The 23,093-nt window shown below is 36.0% G+C and carries 22 protein-coding genes; 3 read left to right on the top strand and 19 right to left on the bottom strand.

The window, feature by feature from the left end; all coding sequences use genetic code 11:
• Window positions 1–27 precede the first annotated feature (27 nt).
• The 6 genes from V0410_RS21480 to queG form a co-directional block, all read right to left on the bottom strand.
• Entirely contained in the window at window positions 28–1,116 is a 1,089-nt protein-coding gene (locus V0410_RS21480) for an efflux RND transporter periplasmic adaptor subunit (protein WP_110009172.1), read from the bottom strand.
• Window positions 1,117–1,176: 60 nt separating this feature from the next.
• Window positions 1,177–1,428, bottom strand: a complete 252-nt coding sequence (locus V0410_RS21475; RefSeq protein ID WP_330745564.1) for a hypothetical protein — start codon at window positions 1,426–1,428, stop codon at window positions 1,177–1,179.
• Window positions 1,429–1,829: 401 nt separating this feature from the next.
• The gene (locus V0410_RS21470; RefSeq protein ID WP_330745563.1) at window positions 1,830–2,282 is read right to left on the bottom strand and encodes an SRPBCC family protein; all 453 of its coding nucleotides are present in this window, start codon (window positions 2,280–2,282) and stop codon (window positions 1,830–1,832) included.
• 46 nt (window positions 2,283–2,328) lie between these two features.
• Window positions 2,329–2,973 (bottom strand): murein L,D-transpeptidase catalytic domain-containing protein, encoded by a 645-nt coding sequence (locus tag V0410_RS21465; RefSeq protein WP_330745562.1) that lies wholly within the window; start codon window positions 2,971–2,973, stop codon window positions 2,329–2,331.
• 3 nt (window positions 2,974–2,976) lie between these two features.
• A complete protein-coding gene (locus V0410_RS21460) occupies window positions 2,977–3,654 on the bottom strand; it encodes a TIGR02117 family protein (RefSeq protein WP_330745561.1) in 678 nt (225 codons plus the stop codon).
• Between the two features lie 366 nt (window positions 3,655–4,020).
• Entirely contained in the window at window positions 4,021–4,959 is a 939-nt protein-coding gene (gene queG / locus V0410_RS21455) for a tRNA epoxyqueuosine(34) reductase QueG (RefSeq protein WP_330747738.1), read from the bottom strand.
• 164 nt (window positions 4,960–5,123) lie between these two features.
• Between queG and V0410_RS21450 the strand changes: the two genes are divergently transcribed.
• Together V0410_RS21450 and V0410_RS21445 are read left to right on the top strand one after the other, a co-directional pair.
• The gene (locus tag V0410_RS21450) at window positions 5,124–5,423 is read left to right on the top strand and encodes a rhodanese-like domain-containing protein (RefSeq protein ID WP_330745560.1); all 300 of its coding nucleotides are present in this window, start codon (window positions 5,124–5,126) and stop codon (window positions 5,421–5,423) included.
• A gap of 27 nt (window positions 5,424–5,450) precedes the next feature.
• Window positions 5,451–6,071 (top strand): HD domain-containing protein, encoded by a 621-nt coding sequence (locus V0410_RS21445; protein WP_330745559.1) that lies wholly within the window; start codon window positions 5,451–5,453, stop codon window positions 6,069–6,071.
• A 70-nt stretch (window positions 6,072–6,141) separates the two neighbouring features.
• Here V0410_RS21445 and V0410_RS21440 read toward each other — a convergent pair whose 3' ends face one another.
• The 12 genes from V0410_RS21440 to V0410_RS21385 all read right to left on the bottom strand — a co-directional run bounded on the left by V0410_RS21440 (window position 6,142) and on the right by V0410_RS21385 (window position 19,435).
• A complete protein-coding gene (locus V0410_RS21440) occupies window positions 6,142–6,912 on the bottom strand; it encodes an alpha/beta fold hydrolase (protein ID WP_330745558.1) in 771 nt (256 codons plus the stop codon).
• Window positions 6,913–6,927: 15 nt separating this feature from the next.
• Window positions 6,928–7,872, bottom strand: a complete 945-nt coding sequence (locus V0410_RS21435) for an NAD(P)H-dependent flavin oxidoreductase (RefSeq protein WP_330747736.1) — start codon at window positions 7,870–7,872, stop codon at window positions 6,928–6,930.
• Window positions 7,873–8,040: 168 nt separating this feature from the next.
• Window positions 8,041–9,408 (bottom strand): peptidylprolyl isomerase, encoded by a 1,368-nt coding sequence (locus tag V0410_RS21430; RefSeq protein ID WP_137906169.1) that lies wholly within the window; start codon window positions 9,406–9,408, stop codon window positions 8,041–8,043.
• A gap of 86 nt (window positions 9,409–9,494) precedes the next feature.
• Entirely contained in the window at window positions 9,495–10,418 is a 924-nt protein-coding gene (locus tag V0410_RS21425; RefSeq protein WP_034692120.1) for a PfkB family carbohydrate kinase, read from the bottom strand.
• 28 nt (window positions 10,419–10,446) lie between these two features.
• The gene (gene gldD / locus V0410_RS21420; RefSeq protein ID WP_110009162.1) at window positions 10,447–11,004 is read right to left on the bottom strand and encodes a gliding motility lipoprotein GldD; all 558 of its coding nucleotides are present in this window, start codon (window positions 11,002–11,004) and stop codon (window positions 10,447–10,449) included.
• 44 nt (window positions 11,005–11,048) lie between these two features.
• Window positions 11,049–12,083, bottom strand: a complete 1,035-nt coding sequence (gene mutY / locus V0410_RS21415) for an A/G-specific adenine glycosylase (protein WP_330745557.1) — start codon at window positions 12,081–12,083, stop codon at window positions 11,049–11,051.
• Between the two features lie 256 nt (window positions 12,084–12,339).
• A complete protein-coding gene (locus V0410_RS21410; protein ID WP_330745556.1) occupies window positions 12,340–13,293 on the bottom strand; it encodes an FG-GAP repeat domain-containing protein in 954 nt (317 codons plus the stop codon).
• Window positions 13,294–13,303: 10 nt separating this feature from the next.
• A complete protein-coding gene (locus V0410_RS21405; protein ID WP_330745555.1) occupies window positions 13,304–14,323 on the bottom strand; it encodes a hypothetical protein in 1,020 nt (339 codons plus the stop codon).
• The gene (locus tag V0410_RS21400) at window positions 14,304–16,874 is read right to left on the bottom strand and encodes a peptidoglycan DD-metalloendopeptidase family protein (protein ID WP_330745554.1); all 2,571 of its coding nucleotides are present in this window, start codon (window positions 16,872–16,874) and stop codon (window positions 14,304–14,306) included. Before V0410_RS21400 ends, V0410_RS21405 begins: the two co-directional genes overlap by 20 nt.
• Window positions 16,875–17,069: 195 nt before the next feature.
• Window positions 17,070–17,528: a hypothetical protein gene (locus V0410_RS21395; protein WP_330745553.1), complete on the bottom strand. Its 459-nt coding sequence runs from the start codon at window positions 17,526–17,528 to the stop codon at window positions 17,070–17,072.
• A gap of 78 nt (window positions 17,529–17,606) precedes the next feature.
• Window positions 17,607–18,968 (bottom strand): DUF5458 family protein, encoded by a 1,362-nt coding sequence (locus V0410_RS21390; RefSeq protein ID WP_062676366.1) that lies wholly within the window; start codon window positions 18,966–18,968, stop codon window positions 17,607–17,609.
• A 20-nt stretch (window positions 18,969–18,988) separates the two neighbouring features.
• Window positions 18,989–19,435, bottom strand: coding sequence for a type VI secretion system contractile sheath small subunit (locus V0410_RS21385; protein ID WP_041461881.1), 447 nt, complete (start codon window positions 19,433–19,435; stop codon window positions 18,989–18,991).
• A gap of 352 nt (window positions 19,436–19,787) precedes the next feature.
• On the opposite strand from V0410_RS21385, the gene V0410_RS21380 reads away from it, so the two are divergent.
• A complete protein-coding gene (locus tag V0410_RS21380; RefSeq protein ID WP_227944041.1) occupies window positions 19,788–20,834 on the top strand; it encodes a hypothetical protein in 1,047 nt (348 codons plus the stop codon).
• Window positions 20,835–20,892: 58 nt separating this feature from the next.
• Here V0410_RS21380 and V0410_RS21375 read toward each other — a convergent pair whose 3' ends face one another.
• Complete coding sequence (locus V0410_RS21375; RefSeq protein ID WP_330745552.1) at window positions 20,893–22,989, bottom strand: M13 family metallopeptidase; 2,097 nt, start codon at window positions 22,987–22,989, stop codon at window positions 20,893–20,895.
• Between the last annotated feature and the right edge of the window lie 104 nt (window positions 22,990–23,093).

Genomic DNA, 23,093 nt, shown 5'->3' with positions numbered 1-23,093 from the left:
GTTGATTGATTTAAAGATTATGAAAGGTTAATACTTCTTTTTGATTTTGATGATATCTCCATCTTTCAAAGACTGAGTTCCTTCATAAATGATTAAATCTCCTTTTTTAAGACCACTTTCCACCATATAAGAATCTCTCAGGGTAGTTCCGATCTTAATATTGGTCATTTTCACTTTATTCTGTTTATCCACAACAAAAACATAGGTCTTATCCTGAATGGAGAAGGTCGATTTTTGTGGAATAAGGATCGCATTATCCTGCTGTTCGGAAATGATAAGCTTCCCGGAAGTACCGTGTTTGATCAAACGGTCCGGATTCGGGAAAAGCACTTTATATCGAATAGAACCAGTGGTTCTGTCGATTTCCCCTTCGGCTGTTTTCAAAGCTCCGTTGAACTGGTAATTGACTCCATTAGGCAGCGTCAATTCAATTTTTTGATGATTTCCGATTTTATCGTTAGCTAAAAGTTCAAAGTATAGGTTTTCAGGAATGGAGAAATAAGCATACACCTCGTTCAGTTGTGAAAGGGTGGTTAATAAAGTTCCGTTTTCCACTAAACTTCCGTCTTTATGAGGAATCACATCAATCACTCCATCAAAAGGTGCTGTAATTCTTGTAAAACTTATTTTCTGAAGAACGGTTCTTTTTTCTGCATCGGCAAAGGCATGTTTTGCCTTTGCTGAAGACAGTTTTGCCTTTACCATTTCCAGCTCGTTATTGGCTACAAATTTCTTGGCATGAAGACTCTGAATCTGCTTCAGCTCTACTTCTGCAATACGAACGTCTGCCTCAGTCTGTTTTAATGCTGCATTGGCTTTCAGAAGTTCCATCTGCAGCTCAGCATCATTAATTTTGAATAAAGCCTGTCCCTGCTGAACAAACTGTCCCTCGTTAACATAGATATGCTGGATAATACCTCCGATTCTGGAACGCATTTCAACGTTTTTTTTAGCCTGGATATCAGTGACAAACTGGTTGCTCACCAATGTATCTTTTTCCTTGATTTCCAGTACGGGAACTTCTTTATCTTTTTGATTGTTTTTTTTCTTGTCTTTACTGCATGACACAGCGAATAATGTTGCAAGAATGCAAATTATTACAGTTTTAAAATACATTTTTAAATGTTTAAGTTATAAGATTTCCGTTAAAATGATTTGGCATTCAGAAACTTAAACCTAATACAGCTGGAGGAGATGGAGAAAGGATTTAACACCACAAATAGTGGAAACCGCAATCTCAGGAAGGGAAATTTTTGGAATAACTTTTAATATTCCTGAAAAGTCTGCAATGGCAGAATCATTTTTTTTAACTGAATGTTTTACAATTTTTGAGGCAGCAGGCAGCGCATGCGTGTTCATATCTGCTTCCTCGTAAACATCCAGAACATGAATATTGGTTACAGGAGGAACATGAGGGATATTTCTCAATGATTTTTCCGCCCAATTCGAATTGAAAAGGGAAAAAACCAGTATGATATAGAATAAGAAAAATGACCTCAGACCTGCCATGTCAATCAGAATACTTTAGTTTTTCAGTAAAAACGATAGTTGTGCAAAAATAGGCATTTCTCCTGGAAAATCCGGCCATGGAATTGTTAAAAAAACTTAAACAATTAGTGAATAATTCTACTCATTCGTATTTGAATTCCTGCGGAATGGCAATTGACCGCGAAGTTTATTCATGCAGTCTGCCATTCCGCAGAGAATATACTCTGCAATTCAGAATAAAATAAGCGATGTAATATATCTGATTATTGACTCTTTTAAGTTTTGACTCTAAATTTTGTTTTTTTTATCCAAACGGGCTAAAGCCCATTTCTATTGAGTATTTAGAACAATTTGCTCAGTATTCTAAAACGGTAATCAAAGATATGTTCCAGTTTCTTTCTGACGAAAAGGCGATGGGCAATTTCACCTAAAAATCCCATGGGAAGTTCATAATCTATGGTGTCTCTCATCAGAACACCTTCTTCATTGGGAATAAATTCATGATGATGGTTCCATAATTTGTACGGTCCTTTTTTCTGAAAATCAATAAAGCTTTTCTGGAAATCAACGTGGGTGATCTCGGTCTGCCACTTCATTTTGATACCGAACAATGGTGACACATAATAATCGATGAGCATTCCTTCGTAGATTTCATCGTTTTCCATTTTTGTCAATACAATGAAGCCCATGTCCTTCGGAGTAATTTCTGAAAGATTGTTGGCTGAGGAAAAGAACTTCCAGGCCGTTTCTATATCACAATTGAGCTGTTGTTCGCGGAAAAGGGTATGTTTCATAAGGTGGAATCAGTTAACACGATTGTTATGAAACAAAGGTAAAGATTTAATTATAGATCCACATCAGTACAGGTTTTCCCGATTTCTGAATCATCGGATCAATTTCTTTCATGGCGTTGTTGGAAACAGTCGGGCATCCCCATCCTTCGGGAGATCCGTTTGGGAAAACTTCATTATCGCTCATCATATCCCATGAATGAAAGACAATAAATCTTTTTAAAGCATTATTGTTGGTTTCTTCGAGACCGTGCATCAGGTATTTGATATTGATTCCCCAGTCGCTGTAGCCTCTTCCTTCAAGCTTATATTTCCCTAAAGAGGATAGATGGCTTCCGTCTTCATTACTGAAAGCCGGATTGGCTTTAGAATCATCTTTACTCCATGAATTGGAACCGCAGCCATGTCCTACCAGATATTGTTTCGAAATCTTATTATTTTTAAAATCCCAGATAAAAAAACGGTTAACACCGGAATGAAGGCTCATATCAATAAGAATGCAGAAGTCTTTGCTGAGATTCTTTGAATCACAGAATTTCAATGCTTCTTTCGCTTTACTTTTTATTTTGGAAAGATCGGCTTCAGGTTTCTTTTCTGCCGCCAGAGGTCTATTGGTTATTATTGTATTGCTTTTCCTTTCCTGGGAACATGAACCCACCAAAAAGATAATGAACAACAGATAAATCCTCTTCATGTATTATTTATAGTGTTGAAAAATTCCGAAATCTGAAGGGGTCCAAAGTGCGGCCTTTTGTCCTGCAGCTTTTAAAGCGTTATTGCTCCAGGTATTGCAGGTATAAAGAAAGCTGTAAGTTCCTTTTGCATCGTAAAAGGCATCATTATCACCGTACACGGCATCTGTTGGAATCAACATGAAGTTTCCGTTCTGGTCTCTGTCAAATTTATCTTCTACAAATTTTACCAGATTCTGATATTGATTTCTGCTAATCATAATCATTTTACAGTCGTCGCCTTCTTTCATCGTATTATAATAGGTACAGTGCATTGCGGAATCACTTAGCCAGAATGCTGCTTTTATGGCTGTTGAAAATTTCAGATCTGCCCAAGTAGGAGTATCAAGATAAAACCCTTTGTCTCCCCATCCTATTCCTATATACTGATAATCTGTCTTTTTTGATCTGGTATTGGCAAAAGGAATTTTCCGGCTCCAGTCCTGAAGGTCATTTTTTACGGGCATTACGATATCGGTATGCACTCCGTTGGTATAAATATAGATTGGGATTTCTTTCTTCTGTCCGTCATCTTTTGCTGAAACGGGAATATAGGGAATCAGCAGCCCAAGGATTACGTAAATAATCACAATTCCTAAAATAATTCCTAGCACTTTCAGGATATACATTAATATCGTTTTCATAGTCATGTTTTTTAATAAAATTTAATCTTTAATTTTTAGTAAAAGTATTTGTTTTAATCGAAAAAATGGCTATATTTAGTTACGAAATATTCATAAATATGCGTAAAAATACTAAATCCCAAAAAAGGTTTAAAATAAGAGTAAAAACTGCTCCTAAAAGAATACAAAAAAGACGTTGATTTTCGGTGAGATTCTGATCTCCTGAAAATCAATTTTTCTTTATAGGAAAGGCTTTTTAAGAAACTTATTGATATAAATCTTCACCTCCTTGAAGCGAAAAATTTAAGGAATGGTCAATTATCAGCTCTGGTTTGGAACTTCAAAAAATTCCAAAAGAGGAATTGTCACCGAAAGTTCAGAGAAAAATCAGTCGGAAGTCTTCTGTAAAAACTCAATATTTCTCTTGAGACCGGCAAACTTGGTTCTTTTTACGGGAGATTTTCTAAAGATTTCTGAGAAAATTTCCTGGGTAAGTTCTTTCCATTCTCCTTTTTTAAAGTCTTTCAAGGCTTCATTGGGCTGGAAACGGCTCTGTTTATTGGGCGCTGAGAATCTGTTCCAGGGGCAGACATCCTGACAGATATCGCAGCCAAACATCCAGTCTTCCATTTTATCCTTAAAATAATCCGGAATTTCATTTTTGAGTTCTATGGTTGCATAAGAAATGCATCGGCTTCCATCTATAATTTTCTCAGAAACAATGGCATCTGTAGGACACGCATCTATACATTTTCTGCAGCTTCCGCAATGATCTGTAGTGGCGTGGTCAGGAATCAGCTCCAGATCGCAGATGATTTCGGCCAGAAAATAAAAAGAACCGCTTTGTTTGGTAATAAGGTTGGCATTTTTCCCTACCCAGCCTATTCCTGACTTCTTAGCCCAGGCTCTTTCCAGAACCGGTGCAGAATCTACAAAGACACGGAATCCAAATTCCCCTATTTCTTCCTGCAGCTCTGCAACCATTTCACGGAGTATTTCTTTGATTACTTCATGATAGTCTTCTGCATAAGCATATTTTGAGATTTTAAAGTTCTCCAGCGTAGAAATTTTTTCTTCAGGAAAGTAATTGTAAGAAAGTGAAATTACAGATTTTGAACCTTCTACCAATAGTCTCGGATCAAGTCTTTTGTCGAAATGATTTTCCATATACTTCATTTCGCCGTTATAATTATTCTTCAGCCATTTTTCAAGATGGGGAGCTTCTTCCTCCAGAAAATCAGCTTTGGAAATGCCACAACTCTGGAATCCAAAACTTTTTGCCCTGGATTTTATGAGTTGGGAATATTTTTCAGCGTCTGCATTCATTAATTTCACACTGCAAAATTAAGATTATTTTATCAATCTTCAGATTTCTGCGAAAGTACATCCCACTGATGGTTCTTTTCTGAAAAAATTATGTTTTAATTAGGATTTTTTTCAAAAAAAAAATACGTAATTTCGTTTCTAATTTAATGTTTAAACCAACAACTATGTCTTTAATAGAAGTAATACAATCAGGAAACTATGAATTAATCGACGTTCGTGAGCCAATGGAGCTTGAAATGGACGGTAATATAGATGGTGCCAAGAATATTCCTTTAGGCGAAGTAGAAGACAGACAGGATGAGATCCTATCTATTGAAAAGCCTGTTATCTTATTCTGCAGAAGTGGAAACAGAAGCGGAAAAGCATTGGATTATCTTAACGGTCAAGGATTAAAGGACGGTTACAACGGCGGAGGCTGGGCTGAGCTGAAGGCTGTTCTGGAAGCAAATCAGGGAACTTTTTAAAAGTTCCTTTTTTTATATCTTATTTCTATGAATCTGAAAAACTATTTTGAAACGCTTTGTTCTTCATTCACCGAAAACAAACAGCTGATCGACAGCCTGTGGAACGAAGTTGAAACCAGATATTCTGAAAAAGGCAGGCACTACCACAATCTTCTTCATCTTGAAAATATGTTCAGTGAACTTGAAGCTGTGAAAAGCGATATTTCAGATTTTACAGCCATTTCTTTCTCCGTGTTTTACCATGACGTTATCTACGATGCTTCTTCTAAGTCTAATGAGGAAAAAAGTGCGGCCAAAGCAGAAAAAAGGCTTGGAGAACTTGATATAGATAGAAATAAAATTTCACTCATTTCTTCGCAGATTCTGGCAACAAAATCTCACCAACGCTCTGATGATGACGATACCAATTATCTTCTGGATGCTGATCTTTCTGTATTGGGAAAGGATTTAAAAACCTATCTGGAATACACTCAGAATATAAGAAAAGAGTATTCCATCTACCCTGATTTTCTGTATAAACCGGGACGAAAAAAAGTACTCAAACATTTCCTTGAACTTGAAAGTATCTTTAAAACAGAATATTTTAAAGAAAGATATGAAGCCCGGGCAAAGGAAAATATTGTGGCTGAACTTCAGTTATTGAAATAAAAATAGATCAATCTGTTTATTTAACAAGACAAAGACACCCGTTAACAGGTGCCTTGTCTGATATTGTATATTAGAAATAATTGCTGATAAATCCGGCCGCTTTCTCCAATACAAGTTCAGGTACTTCTTTATGCGGTGTATGGCCTATACCGGGAATGATATATTTTTCCGACCTTCCACTGACCTGAGTCACTGTTTTTTCTACCTGATCCAGTGTTCCGTATTCATCAGCCTCTCCCTGAATAAATAACAATGGAGCTGTAATATCTTTTAGTAAATACTCTATATTCCAGGTTCTGTAATCATCCCGTGTCCAGGTTTCTGTCCAGGCTCTGAAAAGCATTTCTACTTTATCACCATGATATTTCTGTAAACGTTCGGGAAGATTGGTTGTTTTGTAAGCTTCCCAGGCGTCGTAAATTCCTTTTAAAGTTACCTCTTCCACAAAAATATGACCAGCTTCACAGATAACGGCTTTTATTCTTTCGGGATCTTTTGCAGCGGTGATCAAGGCTATTGTTCCCCCATCACTGTGCCCGAACAGGACAACGTTATCAATATTCATTTCAGCCAATACATTACTCAACAGATCTGCTTCCAGTTCCATATAATTTACGGGTCTTACATGAGTAGGCATGGGGAATGATTTTCCGTATCCTAACCGGTCATAAGCAAGGGTATTGCATTGTGTGATCTCAGCCAGCTTAGCCGGAAAATCCCTCCAAAGCTGCACAGATCCTAATGAATCATGCAGAAAAACAATGGTAGGCCTGTCTCGAAGTTGATTATTGTGTTCGATATATAATTTTTGTCCCTTTACATCTATTATTCTTCCCGCCATTGAATAAAATTATATTTAAAAAGTTGGCATTTTCGTTTCTTCAAATTCTTTTAAAAGATGGCTGAAAACAGTTTCCACCGGAAGAACTTCATCAATTAAAGCAGAAACCTGGCCTATTTCAAGTTCTCCCTCTTCCATATCTCCTTCAAACATTCCTTTTTTTGCTCTGGCTCTTCCTAAAGAGGCAATTAAAGCGTCTTTATTTCTTCCGTTCACATAAATATCTTCCAGCTCATTGAAGAATTTATTTTTAACCATTCTTACAGGCGCCAGCTCTTTCAACGTAAGATGGGTATCTCCTTCCTGCAGTTCCGTGATTTTCTTTTTCCAGTTTTCATGGGCACTTGCTTCGTGGGTAGCAGCAAAACGGGAACCGATCTGTACACCATCTGCACCGAGAATCATTGCAGCCTTAATTTGTGAACCTAAAGCAATTCCTCCGGCAGCGATTAACGGTTTAGAAATATGTTTCTTTACATTCGGAATAAGACAGAATGTGGTGGTTTCATCTCTTCCGTTGTGGCCTCCTGCTTCGAAACCTTCTGCAACAATGGCATCTACCCCGGCATCTTCACATTTTACAGCGAATTTGGTGGAAGAAACAACGTGAGCTACTTTTATTCCTTCTTTCTGAAGGGTTTCCGTATAGGTTTTCGGGTTACCGGCTGATGTAAATACAATTTTCACTCCTTCTTCAAGGATGATCTGAATGATTTCCTCAATATTAGGATATAACATCGGTACATTTACCCCGAATGGCTTATCTGTTGCCAGTTTACATTTCCGGATATTTTCTCTCAGGATATCAGGATACATACTTCCTGCTCCTATTATTCCCAATCCTCCACAGTTGGAAACGGCAGAAGCAAGTCTCCATCCTGAATGCCAGATCATACCAGCCTGGATAATGGGATATTTAATAGTAAAAAGGTGTGAAATTCTATTGTGTGTGGCCTCCATGTCATGAAGTTTTTTTGCAGCGTTAAAATCTATAAAATTGCTCATGCGTAAAAATACTAAAAACAATGGTTTTCCGGGAAATATCTGTCCATATTTTCCATCGTGGATTTTCGTCTTTATAAATTTCGATGATAAAAAAAACCTTCAGAAATTCTGAAGGTTTTGATTTTATTTTGTTAAGGATTGTTTCTTCCAGTTAGACTTAAAGTTACAGCTGTCGTAACGTCCGTCAATTGAAATAAAGGTTGTCGGCAACTTGGAGTTGACAAACTTTTCAACCATTTCACTTTTCTTTTTATTCAGTGCCATCTGCTTGATTCTGCTGAAATCTGTTTCCAGCGTAATCTGGTGAGAAGGAATCACATCTTCCACTTTGATGATCTTGATTTGTTTTCTCTTGTTCTCTTCATCTTCAAAAGCAGTAGTGATATCACCTTTGTTTAAACCTGCCAATTCGTAGCTGATTGTTCCAGGGATACTTTCTCTTTCAATTTTATCAGAACCATCAGCTCCAGGAATGATCCCTGCGTTGAACTTTGTTCTTTTATCATCTGAGAATTTAAAAGCGGCATCTTTGAATGTCATTTTACCATCGATAATAAGACCTCTGATACTGTCTAATTTTGCTTTTGCAGTTTTGATCTCATCATCAGTAGGAACAGCTTTCAACAAGATGTGTCTTGCATCATATACTTTACCGGATCTTTTCACCAACTGAATAATGTGGAATCCGAATTCAGATTCAACAGGATCTGAGATTTCATTTTCCTGAAGGTTCAATGCAGCAGCTTCGAATGGCTTCACCATCTGCCCTTTATTGATATTCTTATATAATCCTCCGTTGGCTGCTGACCCTTCATCTTCAGAATAAATTCTTGCCTGGCTTTCGAAAGTTTCCCCTCCGATAATATCCTGCTTGATTTTTTTCAGTCTGTTGATAAGGTCTTGTTTGTGAGCTTCTGTAAGTGACGGATAGATCATAATCTGAGCTAAAGTAACTTCATCCTTTACCTGTGGCAGCTGTGTTTTATACATATTGTAGAAATCAGTTACCTCATTTGGAGTTACGTCTGCTTTATCAGTAACTCTCTGGTACTTCGCCTGTCCGTAATACTGGTCTGTATCTATTTTTTCAATAGCATTTTTCAGTTCATAAGAATTTCTGAACTTATAGGCTGCAAGCATTGTTTTTTCATCCGGAAACTGAGAAAGCATCTGACGGTATTTTGCATTAGCTTGTTCTTTGATTGCTGCAGAACGGTTTTCAATTAACGTATCTTTTTTGGCTTCGTATACGAGAAGTTTATTGCTGATAAGGTTTTCCAGGAATTCACATTTGTCTGTGTTGGCAGCTCCCTGTTGTTTACCATAATTCATCTGCTCGATTACATCAGATTCCAATACAATCTCATCCCCGATAACAGCGGCAATACCATCCACCAAATCTCCTTGTTTTAGCTGGGCATTCATCATATTTGAAGAGAATATCATGATGAAAATCCCAAGAAGAAAAGTGATTTTTAGTTTATTTGTCATTTTACTATTTTAACAAGTTGCAAATTTAGAATTCTTAACGAATTTCACTCAATTTTTTATTATAAATATTTCTTAAAAAGACTTATTTATTGCAGTTCAACATCAAATGTTGTCAATTCTTTGAATTGTCTCAATCTGCTGAACATATCCGCTTCGTTTACTTCCTCTATCCTTTCTGTTCCGAATTTCTCTACGGTGAATGAAGCCATTGCAGATCCTACGATAAGAGCAGACTTCATCGTTTCGAAATCAATTTTTCCTTTTTTAGCAAGATATGCCGCGAAACCTCCTGCGAAAGTATCTCCGGCTCCTGTAGGATCGAAAACATCTTCTAACGGAAGTGCCGGGATTGCAAATACTTTATTATCATGGAAAAGTAAAGCTCCGTGCTCTCCTTTTTTGATAATTACATATTCAGGACCCATAGTGTGGATCTTTTTAGCTGCTTTCACTAAAGAATATTCTCCTGAAAGCTGTCTTGCCTCTTCATCATTGATGGTAATAACATCTGTTTTAGCAATCATATCCATTAAAATATCCCATGCAGAATCCATCCAGAAGTTCATGGTATCAAGGATAACCAGCTTAGGACGGTTGTTCATTTTTTCAAGTACAGATAACTGAACTCCAGGATGTAGGTTTCCAAGTAGTAAAATTTCGGCATCCTGCATTGAATCCGGGATTTTCGGATCAAAGTTCTCCAATACGTTTACTTCTGTAGCCAAAGTATCTCTTGTATTCAGATCGTTGTGGTATTTTCCGGACCAGAAGAATGTTTTTCCTTCTTTCACGATTTCAATTCCTTCAATGTTTACCTCTCTGTCTGTGAACATGTCCAGATGTTCCTGTGGAAAGTCTCCTCCTACTACAGAAACAATTCCGGATTTAACGCCTAAAATTGATGAAGTGATCCCGATATAAGTGGCTGCACCTCCTAAAATTTTGTCCGTTTTACCAAATGGTGTTTCAATTGCATCAAATGCAACACTTCCTACAACTAAAAGTTTCATATATTTTTCAATGTATATTAAAAGTAAATTATTTTTTCCATTCAAAAGTGTCCAGCAGATGTTTCATATCATTTTTGATATAATTTACTGCAGGAGCAAGAGAGTCCGGTTTCGGTCTCGTATTAAAGTATAAGTAAGCAGTTACGAAGTGTTTCGTACTGTCTGTAATGTAAAACTGAAGATTGGAAGCGCTCTGCCCTTTCAGTTCATAGAAGTTCCCGTATACTTTCTTTTCAGGGTATTCGAAGGATTTTGTATCTATAGAACTGGCTTTGATGGTATGTTCATACACCATTTTTTCAGCTTCCTTGATATGGTCAGCAAAGTCGTTTTGTATCGGATAATAAGTAACGAAAAGCTTAGCTTTCATTTTCGGATAGTTCAGATAAAACCAGCAAGGTTTTTTGGCTGGCGTTATGGAAGCAAAGTCCGAATACTCAAAGGTATAGGCGCAATCGTTTTCAAACTTCTGGTATTTCGGTGCGGGATATTCAAGACGCAGTTCTCCATAAGGTTTGGGTGAAGGGTCTTTTCCACATGAAATTAAAAGCAGCGATACAAAAATAAAAATGACTTTTTTAATCATTTTGCAAAAGTACAAATTAGATTTCAGATTTCGGAAGACAAATTTCAGTCTTTCAGTGCGTTTTGAATGTAAATTTCCAAAGGTTTCGGAAAGGATTTTTCATGAGAGCCTTCAAGATCTGTAATCAGGTATTGATTTTCAGCGATAAAATCATTCCATTGTCTTTCTGAAGTAACTTCGACATTCCAAATTTCAATGCTTAAATTCTTATGAGTCAGTTTATGAGTAACTGTTTTTGAACCTGTAATGAAGGATTCCATATCGGAAGGAATAGCTGTTGGAAATTCAAATAATTTCTTCCATATGAAGTCATCTGCTCTCTGACGGATCAGAAACTGTCCTTTTCTATGAACAAAATAATAAGTCAAAGCAAGATCTTCTGCTTTTACTTTTTTCGTTTTTACAGGATAATCTGAAATTTTTTGCATGGAAAGTGCCAGACAATCTTCATTTACAGGGCATTCTCCGCACAACGGATTTTTGGGTTTACAGATTTCCGAGCCGATATCCATCATAGCCTGATTAAAGTCTCCTACATTTTCCGGCATTACCAGGGCGGCCAGTTCAGAAAAATAGGTAAACGCTCTTGAATTTGAAATATCAAAATCATCGGCAAAAAGACGGCTCAGAACACGGTAGAAATTCCCGTCAACCGCAGGCATTCTTCCACCGAAACAAATGCTTGAAACAGCTGCTGCAGTATATTTCCCTACTCCTTTCAGTTTTAAAATTTCTTCATATTCATGAGGAAAGACACCCTGATAATCGTTCATGATCTGCTGGGCCGCTTTATGAATATTGATGGCTCTTGAATAATATCCCAATCCTTTCCAATAAAGTAAAACTTCGTTTTCTTCAGCTTCTGCCAATGTTTTTACATCAGGAAATCGTTTAATAAAGTTATTATAATGATTCAATCCCTGATTGATTCTCGTCTGCTGAAATACAATTTCACAGATCCAGATTTTGTACGGATCTTTTGTCTGTCTGAAAGGCAGATCTCTTGCATTATTTCTGTACCACTCCAAAAGCCTGTTTCCTATATGAAGGAAGTCTGAATCTGTTTTATTTTTTTCCAAAAACCAATCTTATTTTAAATCATTGAAGAGATGATTTTCTCTTCATCCTGAACATTGTTTCTATGCTGCAAAGATAGGTTTATTTTATTTTTCCTGTTTTTGATGTTGAAGGAGTTTTTTTGTGAATCTGTTATTGTATAAATTTATTTTTTTTCTCTTATCTCCTCCTACTTACTTGAATATCAAAAAAAATATAAATCATCATGAGGTTAAAAAGGATTTCATCAGTTACTAATCATATTTCATCTATTATAAATTATTTTTTCTTTAGTTCGTGCTGTTCCGAAGAACTTTCCCAAGTAGTATTAGAATTAAGTTTATATTTATTTATATTAATATGACAACATCCTACAATACTTTGTGTTGTAATTGTTTTGTTTGCTAAATCAATATTTTCTGCTAAAATTCCATGCTGTAAAGGGAAAGATGCTAAAGCAGAAAAATTTCCGTTTTTATCTTGAAGATAATATTCATACAACTTTTCGACGCCTCCCTGATCCCAAACAATTGCAAAATCTTCTAAGCCGTCAAAATTAAAATCTTTTACAAAAAAGTTGGTACACGGCAAATCTTGATAAGATGTCCATGAATTTGGTTCATAATGAATCTCCTTGGATTTACCGTTCTTTTTATTTGTTACAATAATCCACGCTGAAGTTGGATATTTTTGTTCCTTCTCATTTTTATATTCTTCGGCTTCTAAAATAAATTTATACTTATTTGACAGGTTTTTAAACTCACATGATTTAGTACTTGGCTGACAGGTTTTATTTATGTTTTTTTTTGTTTTGAAAAATGAATGTTTTTTATTAATAATTTCAGTAGCAAACTCTCTAAAAGAATCTTGTGCACCAGGCATAAGATTGCTTAGAATGTTTTCATTCTTCCCTTCAATAGTTATTTTTTCAATTTCTTTATTTTTATCGTAGGAAAAAAGATAAGTTTCATAATAGGTATCAGTTAGCTGTTCGTCAATATACATTTTCACTTTGAATTTAACTTTTAATGAAGCAGCATCATTCTTTAGAATATTTTCAGCAATATAAGTCATTGCACAACCGGAGCCACAACTAATAACAAAAGATTTACTATTTTCTACATTTGTCTTTTGAGAATTTGAAATGTTTTGTGTTTGTTTTGGATTTTCTATTTTCTTTTTGCTGCTAAAGAAAGAAAAAAATATTAATACTAAGATTAAAGCATATTTCATGACTTTTGTATTACTCAGGACATTTTATGAGACTTGCTGGAACATTATGTTCTTTAATGAAAGGATTTTCGGTTTGTATATTTTTTTTAGCTTTTTTACTATAAAAACCAAACCATGTTAAGTTTATTTTAGATTCATCAATTATTTGAATATGACCAACAGCCTTTTTATTGTCTAAATTTTCCCAGTTTTGCATTTCATCAGGAAGTGGAATGATTGAAGGAAAGTCGGTAAAATAAAATTCATATTTATTATTACTCACTTTTTTTAATTGAGCATTCATTGAAAACCTGTTAGGTATTGTAAACTGTATATTGTTAATGTCTGTTTTAATACTAATGAATTTATCAGCTTTACAGTCAGTTGACCAAATGGAAGATTTAGGAATTGTTATAGAATCTTTTATTACTGTTGATGGTTGATTTTCAATTTGATGAATAAGATCTGGAAAGTTTTTTATGAAAAAATTATTATCTGCAAAAGGTGGTAAAATTGATACTTTTAGGCTTTTTAAAAGATCCCATTTCTTTGTTCTTAAATTATAAAGGTATAAGTCAGCAATATTTTCTTCTTTTATATTAATACTTTCTTCTGTGCAGCCCGAAGATGTATCTAAGTATTTTTTTGTTATTTGAAAACAAAAAATATTATATAATTCATACTTACCATTTAAAAGCTTAGAAACAATTTTATTTTCAGTTTCCCAATCATCATATTCATATTTATTTTCCTTAAAATATTGATCTTTCCAAAAAGAAATGAGTGTTTTATCCTGGGGAATGAAATGAACAGAAAAATAGCCTTCTTTTTCACAATCTAAATAATTGTAATGAGGATGGTCAGCTGGTGTTGATTCATCAACAGACATTGAATATCTTTTGAAATATTTCTTATTAAGAAAATCAACCTGAGTGATTTCTTTATTAATGACTTTGGTCGTTATATTTTTTTCTTTTGCATCATTTCTACATGATACTAATAAACATAAAAAACTTATTATTGTTACTATACTATTTAATCGGATTACCATTTTTATCAAATTTTGTTTTCATATAATCTTCTGCTTTTACTCTGTATGATCCTAGGTCACGGAAATTAAGATATCCATCACCTTTTGTTGCTGCTTCAATGTGACAATGCCAGTATTTCTTGTTAATTCCAGAGCCTTTTACTCCATTTAGAAATTCACTGCTTGAAGCATTTCCTGTCGATCCTGATTGGGCTATTTTTTGACCATGTTTTACTTTTTCCCCTTTTTTAACATATATTTTATTAAGATGACAATATAAGATAAATACAGTTTTCCCATCTTTATCTTTAGATTTTATCATTAAAGTATTACCTAAACTTTTATATCTATATTCGTTCGTCTTAAAAGTATTTACTATAGCTGTAACTTCGCCACACATTAGAGAATGTACATCTTTATATGTTGGACCTGAAAGAATATCTATTCCTTTATGCCCTCTTGCAGAATTATATCCAAATCTATTATTATTTTTTCCTCCATTATCTGAACTTATCTCGGGATTTTCCCATACATCAGCATAATGAAAACATTGTGAACAATCTTCTGGACATTCATTTTTAGATTGAGGTTCTTTATTATCATTTGATTCACAACATCCATATCCAAATTCTTTTAAAAAACCTTTTTTTAAATGTAATTCTTTACTTGGTTCAATTAATTCTTCTTTAAGGTTTTTCTCGTAAATGGCCTTTACCATATCAAAAGTATATGATGAACTTTGTTGCCCATATGGGGAGTCTGGTAAACTTGCCCAACATAAACTAGAAATAAGAGCAGCTTTTTTAATATCATTATTAATAATCATTTGGATGATATCTCCTTGTTTCCCTTTAAATCTTTTTCTCCATTCTTTTAATTTCTCTTCTTTTACTGTATCACGAATCTTCTTTTTCTTATCTTTCCACACAACAGGATTATAGAAGCTATCCGAACGGTCTTGGATATAATTGTGTTTCATAATTACTAAGCAGAATTTATCTTGAGATTCTTGATCAAAGCTAGTGATATTATATTTTTTTGAGTAGTCCAACTTTTCAGAATAATGCCAATTTTTATTTTTGTCCTGATAATATCCTGTCAAATTTTTCCATGTATCCGTCATTATTTGATATGCACCTGCAGCTGAAGATGAATATTTACCAGATGTAATTACTTCTTCAGGATGCTTACTTAAATCTGAGAACTGTTTTCCGCTATATTGAGTAGTGTAGCCATTTTCTGTATCTGTACCTTCTTTTACTCTTAACATTCTGATAAATGCTCTTACTCTTGCTTCGCATTCACATACTTTTTCATCTGTTGATTTATTAGAAAGCTGTGTCTTATCCACCCCCACCGCACTCTTCACCTTCTCCATTTCCATCAGTCCATCCGAATTTACCCCAAATTTCTGAGATTCTGCAGAAAGATCTGTGGAGATAATTTCTATAAAATAGTTTTGTGTATAGAAATTCGAATTGCCGATAGGAAAGCCTATTTCTTTTTCAGAACTAACTTTTGTAATGATAAATCCTGGGGTATCATATACATCGGCAGGAATTTTAATCATTGCACTTCTATAAACTTCATGGGTGGATGTGGAAACATATTTCCAGATGACATACTGAATGTGTTTTCCCACCATATTTTTGGAGTGAATTCTTACCCTAACTTTATCTCCTAAAGCTACTTTGGAAAGCTCTTTTCCTGTATCATCTATGAAAACAGCTTCTATAATATTACCTTTAGGATCCGGCTGTTTGGGACCACCTTCTGGTCTGACAGGAAATTTTGGTGTGTGTTTCTCAGGCTGCGGCTTAAGTTTGGGTTGAGGCTGGCCCTTATAATCAGGGTTGGCTACCTCTACATTCACCTGGCTGGCTCCCTGAATTTTTCCGGAGTAGGTGGCCGTAACATAATATTCATGATTCGCGCCTTCATTTCTGTCTCCTTTCATCAGAAACCGATTGGCCATCTGACGAAGGATTTTTTCATCAGACATAAGAGGAATAGCGACTTCCGCAATTCCTTTTTCATTGACACGAGCCTTGTAGCTGCGTGTGTGACGGTTGTTTTTGTTAATACTGGCATCGTGCCCTTTCCCAGGAGCGTCATCTTCCCAAAGGTGAAACTCAATTTCTTTATTAAACATCGCGATGCAGTGAGCCTGCGCAATAAGGGTATCACGGTAGCTGGCTGTATTGAAATTTTTTGCTCCTCTGTTAAAGAGGACTACTTTATCAATCTTCGGAACCTTGTTGCTGATAGGAACTATTGTAAGACTGCCAACCAGTTTTCTGGTGGCTGGAAGGCCGGGTAAAATCCCTTTTTTAATCTCATAGGCTTTTATTTGAAACTCTACTCCCAGCGCTATTTCCCCAAAGTTGTAAGTCACTTTTTTACCGGTTTTTGGTTTTCCGGTGATGTCTTTCCAGCTTCCGTTCTTTTGTTTCTTAAAAAGATACCATTCATAGTTCCCATTCAGTACGAATGAAAGTCCTGAAGGCTTTATTTCGTAGGAACACACTATCCCAACCCGAGGATTCTGATCCCCGGCAATATTCCCTGTCATGGCTGATAGAATTTAAATAGCTTTCAGCTGAAAGCCATAGAGACAGGTATTACTTTTCAGATTAAATTGTAGGAGAGGATGAGGGATTATATCCTCATACAGGGTTACATTCTTTTTCATTTTGTTTTTGTGTTTGTTCAAAAACAAAAGTAAAAAAAATCATGATATAGTGATATAAAAAACTTGAATTTAAAGTTAATTTTTCTCAACAGAATATACCGGAGCCGCTTTTAACCACTGATACTTAAGGTTTCTGTCTTTGGCTATAAAACGATACCCTTCAAGCTTCTTCAGATACACATACATAGAATCTGTATTTTTGATCTTTAATTTGTATTGAGATAAAAACAGCATCGGCATATCTACCGTAGAATCTCTTACTGTTTTCAATACTTTTCCGGATTTCACTTTATAAAGATAGAATGATTTTCCACGGCCTTTTGAACTGTCTGAAAGTTTTACATCCGAACTTGCAAGTACGAGTTCACTTCCATCAAAACATTCATCTTCATTCATGATGTATGCTTTTCCTTCCTGGCGTTCCTGTGCGAAAAGATCATTTTCGTAAGTGCCCGGACTTTGGTATTTTTTTTCACAACTTATCAAAAGAACCATTGATAACATTGGTAAACCAATGATAAGTTTCTTATTCATATTCAATTTCATAGGTGTTGGTTAAAAAAAAACCGATGTAATATTGCATCGGTTTTTGTTATGTAAAGTATGTTTATGTTACTCCTGAGTATATTCTGCATCCCATTCGTTACCATCATCTCCTTTATGTCCGTCCAGTTTAATAACGAAACTTTTTGTAGGGAAATAAGGGGTCATGCGGATATCCAGCCATACTCTGTCTTTGTTTACTCTGTCCTGCTCGAAACGAACAATTTTAAATTTCTCGATCAGCTTGTCCGGTCCTTTGATATTGTCAAGGAACGTTACAATCTGTCTTCTCAAATCATCCTCATTCTTAGCATTCCAGTTTTCGAAGGCTCTCCTGTTAAGGAAATCAAGTAATACTTTAGTTACATAGTCGAATACACGAACTACGGAATACGTCTGAAGACCGATATTGTCTCCTGTAAATAAGGTCTTCGCTGAGAAAGCCATAATTTTTCCGTACTCGTTAACCATTGGTACAAGACCCATTTTTTCCAGCTGAGAAATTTCACTTTTCTTCAGTTCGAATTTTACGGCGTCTACTTCGTTGATGTTACCATGCTTTTTACCTGCTGCCACCTGAGACATCAGTGTTTTATGGATTTTTCCGGCTAATGAAGTGGAAGGCGGAAGCTCTACGTTTTCTTCTTCCCCTACTTCTTCAGCTTTACCACGTCCTACCAGCCAGTTACACGTCATAATAACGTTACTTCTGTGAAGCTCACCTCCTGTAAGGTTTGCAGAGTGGAATAAGTCTACTACATCATCCGGCTTATCAAGGTTGGCGAAGTCTGTAACCATCATTACTTTGTTTTCGTTACAGATTTTTGCCCACTTCTCGATGACCTTGTTTGATCCTAAATATCCAGGTATGGCAAGGATTGAGTAGTTATCTCTAAGGTCAAGACGGTCATAATAATTTTTGAATTCTTCTGAAATAGCATCAATGAACAGAGGATTATCCAGATCGGAAACCTGCTCAAGGCTTGCATTGACGATACTTACGTTATCCACTTTATCCAATTCTGTATTTTTATAGAATTGAGCTACTGTTCTGTAGTTGGTTTCCAGCATACGAACAGCATCCAGTGTATTTTTTAAGTTTTTCTTTAAATTCTCGTCGGCCTGTTGTGCTTTACTTTTGCACGTATCAGCCATTTTATCAGCAGATTCGCTACCTTCTAAAAGGTTTACCCAAAGGTTGATCTTCTGAAGAAGTTCTTTTCTTTCTTCTGCTTTATTGCTGTCGTTCAGGAAGATTTCTTTTCTTGCCTTTCTTGTTGGGTTCATATTGGCAATACCGTCTACAACGGATTCAACAAAGCCAAATCCTCCCATTTTATTGAGCTCTGCAAGCGGGTTGCCCTTCGGCTGCCCTGCGTGTTGCTGCTGACCCTGCTGCTGGCTTTCTTGTGCCTGTAATTTGCTATCCATGATTTAATGTAAGTCTTTAATTATTTTTCAAGTTCTTGTGCCACTTCTTTCAATACCTCTATGAACGCCGCTCTTGTCTGATCGTTCTCCAGCATATTGCGTAGAATTTTGTTTGTTTTCAGCTGACGTACTATTTTATTGTACTGCTCCTGTTCCATGCTCAATTGCTGCAGATAATCAGACTTCTGAGTAAGGCTTTTAGGGGTAAAGTCTCCAAGGTTTTGAAAACGGAATTCTTCTTCTACCACTCCACCATCTTCTGTTTCGTGCTGTACCGATACTGAAGGCTGGAAATGTCTGAAAACGTCTTCCACTGTTTTTAATCCTGTTACGATTTCAGGGGTATAAGACTCTTCTGTTGTAAGCTGGCTTACTATCAGTGATTTATTTTCCTGTATTTCCTGAATAGCTTCATTAGCGTCTACTTTTACCTCGTTTCCGCCAACACCATAATTAAACATTGCCATATTATTGTTATTTTGAGATTTACTATTTTGGTTTGGATCTGTCCTTGAGTAATTTACCGATGAATCAAATAAATTACCAATCCAATGTTTAAATTTAAAAAAAAACTCTAACATACAAAATTTTACTAAGATTTTTCTTGGATCATCAAAATTCTCCTGCATTTATTCAACATAAAATCACCGTATTACGATATCACTAAGCTATGAAAAAATAAATAAAGTCTTTCAAGAAAAATTAAATAATTTTTCGTTCTCCGTACTCTGTACAAAATGGTAAAATGAATGTTAAAATAAGAAATCCTCAGACTTTACAAGAAAATATTCTTTATATTTAAAGAAAGTGAACCGTGTTATGAAAGATGTAAAAATAGCGTTCAGAAAACCGATATTTCCAGTTTCAGAAGCATTACAGCAATATTTGGAAAAATACAACAGAACCACCAAAATTAAGTTTCTGTATGAAGATCTTTTGAGATTTAATGACAGTGTAAGTATTCTGGATAAGGAAGGAAAAGATACCTTATGGCTTGGAGTACTGTATTCTGAATATGAGTTTAAAGAAATAGAAGCTAATTTAAATAAAATTTACACCCTCCTTCATTCTGATGGAGATACCGCAACGCTACCTTATCTGACAGTGGATACCATCGATTTTTGTACTTTCGGAAATTCAAAACCTTTCCGGATCCGGGTGAGAAATGTACTGAATGATAATTATACCTATTTTTATATTAAACAGGCTGATGCTTCCCGGATATTCGGACTGGAACTTGAAGATCTGCTTTCTCCTAACCGGATTAACTTTCTGGTCTATAAAAACACTCTGATTGAAGAGCATATCTTAGGGATTCCCGGGGATGTCTTTATTCAGAAACATCTGCCCAACTGTACAGAGCTGGAAAAAGCACAGATCTCCAAGGAATTCGTGAAATTCAATGAACGCTGCCTTATCGGACTTCTTGGGGACATGCGTTCTTATAATTATGTGGTGATTCCCATCCATGATTTCGACCAGGTGATTTACAGAATCCGCCCCATCGATTTTGATCAGCAGACTTATGAGGGAAACCTGAAAGTATATCTTCCCCAGTATTTCAAGGAAAACAATCAGATGGTGAATATGGTTCTGGAAAAGCTGAAGCCAAGTTCTATAGAACAGTACCGCAAGGAAGTGCGTTCGCAGATCGTAAAAAGAGTTACGAGCAGCCAAAACAGGTTTTATGAGCTCATTTCTATTATGAAAAAAGACAATATTGCGCCGGAAGCCAATGTCATAGAACTAAGGACAGCCTTACAAAAACTGACCTACGATGTCAATTTCAAGTATTGTAAAACCATGGGAGATATTATGGAAACCGGAATAAAGTTTGTGCTCCGGAACTATAAGAAAGAATATTAAAAAGAGAATCCGCCTCACTTGAGGCGGATTCTTTCTTGTCTAACAATTTAAGGTAAAATTACCAGATTTTTATTCTGTCCTGAGGAGCTTTATACATTTTGTCTCCCGGTTTGATATCAAATGCTTTGATGAATGAGTCCTGATTGACCAACGGACCAAATGCTCTGAACATTCCCGGAGAGTGTGGATCGGTTTTCACCTGGTTGATCATATACTGATCGGTAGCTTTCGTTCTCCAAACCGTTGCCCAGCTCATGAAAAATCTCTGATCCTGAGTAAATCCACTGATCTTTCCAGGGTTTCCTTTATCTTTTAAGTACATCTGAAGGGCATCATAAGCCACTGCTACTCCACCTAAGTCACCGATGTTCTCACCGCTTGTAAATTTACCGTTCACGAAGCTTCCTTTTACAGGTTCGTAAGCACTGTACTGAGCGGCTAACTGGCCTACTTTTGCATCAAAATTTTTACGGTCTGCATCCGTCCACCAGTTATTCAGGTTACCATCTCCATCGAAACGGGAACCACTGTCGTCAAATCCGTGAGAAATTTCGTGACCGATTACGGCTCCGATTCCTCCGAAGTTCACTGCAGCATCCGCTTTAGGATTGTAGAAAGGAGGCTGAAGAATAGCTGCCGGGAATACAATTTCGTTGTTTGATCCGCTGTAGTAAGCATTTACAGTTTGTGGAGACATTCCCCATTCTGTTTTGTCAACCGGTTTTCCTACTTTATCTAAACTTCTCTGATACTGCCATGCAGCAACATTCTGAAGGTTTGAATAAAGCGTAGCTCCTTCTTTTGGAGATTCTACTTTCAACTGTGTATAATCTTTCCATTTATCCGGATAAGCAATTTTTACAGTAAACTTGGATAGTTTTTCCTGAGCTTTTACTTTGGTTTCCGGAGACATCCAGTCTATATTGGCAATATGTGTTTTGAATGATTTTAAAAGATAATCAATATACGTTTCCATCTGCTTTTTAGCTTCTGGAGTGAAGTATTTGTCTACATACAGTTTTCCGAAAGCTTCACCAAGAACACCATTGACAAGGGTAAGCCCTCTCTTGTTCATCGGACGCTGTTCTTTTTGCCCCTGTAAATATTTCGCATAGAAATCAAATCTGATCTGCTCTAAATTGTCATCCAGGTTGCTTGCATTTCCGTTGATGATATGGTATTTCAGATAATCTTTAAGTAAAGGAAGGTTTTTCTGGGTAATGAACTGATCCATATTCTGGTAATATTTCAGTTCTCCAATGATCACTCTGTCTGTGTTTACGCCTGCATCTTTCAGGTATTTGGCAAGATCAACGTTTTTCACAAGACCTGATAATTCAGATACATTTTTAGGATTGTATCTTAAGTTGGCATCCCTGTTCTGCTCAAGTGTCAGCAAGTAATTGGCAAGCTGTTTTTCAAAGTCTACCACATTCTGTGCAGCCTGAGTTGTATTTTTATATCCTAAAACTCCAAATAATTTTCCAACATATGTCTGATATTCAGCCAGTGTTTTAGTATTGGCATCATTTACTTTCTGGTAATAGTCTCTCCCCAAACCAAGATCCGGACCACCAAGATACACCGCATTCATCTTGGAATTCTTCATATCAGCACCTACTCTCCATCCGTAGAAAGAGTTATCTCCTAATCTTGTAGCTTCCAAAAGGTATTTCTGAAGATCTCCAAGGGTTTTAATAGCATCTACTTTGGCAAGATCAGCTTTGATAGGTGCCAGACCTTCCGCATTTCTCTTATTTGTATCCATAAAAGAGGCATACAGATTCTGGATTTTCTGTCCTTCTGATCCTGCAGGATATGATTCTGTAAGAATTTTGTTCAAAATATCTAATGACGCATCATCTACATTTTCTCTCAAAGCATTGAAAGATCCCCAGTTTGCTTTATCGGCAGGAATCTGAGTCGTTTTCACCCAGTTTCCGTTCACATAGCTAAAAAAGTCATCCTGTGGACGGACACTTGTATCCATATATGATAAATTAATCCCCTCTTCTTTTGCTTCTTCTTTTACCGGTTCGGCTACTTTTGCCGTAGCTTCAGTTTTATTCTCTGTCCCTGCAGTCTTAGCTGTACCACACGAATTAAGAAATACAATACCTGAAAGGGCAAGTATTCCAATATTTAGCTTTTTCATTAAAGATAATTTTTGATTTTACACAAACTTACCAAATATACAAACTTTAATGATATGTAGTGAATGATAATTGATATATGGTGAAAAGTGAAAATTCAATGTTT

The organism is Chryseobacterium sp. CP-77, assembly GCF_036362765.1.
Classification (GTDB): domain Bacteria; phylum Bacteroidota; class Bacteroidia; order Flavobacteriales; family Weeksellaceae; genus Chryseobacterium; species Chryseobacterium cupriresistens.
The sequence above is the reverse complement of the archived record's forward strand: the minus strand, read 5'-3'. Positions and strand labels throughout refer to the sequence as shown.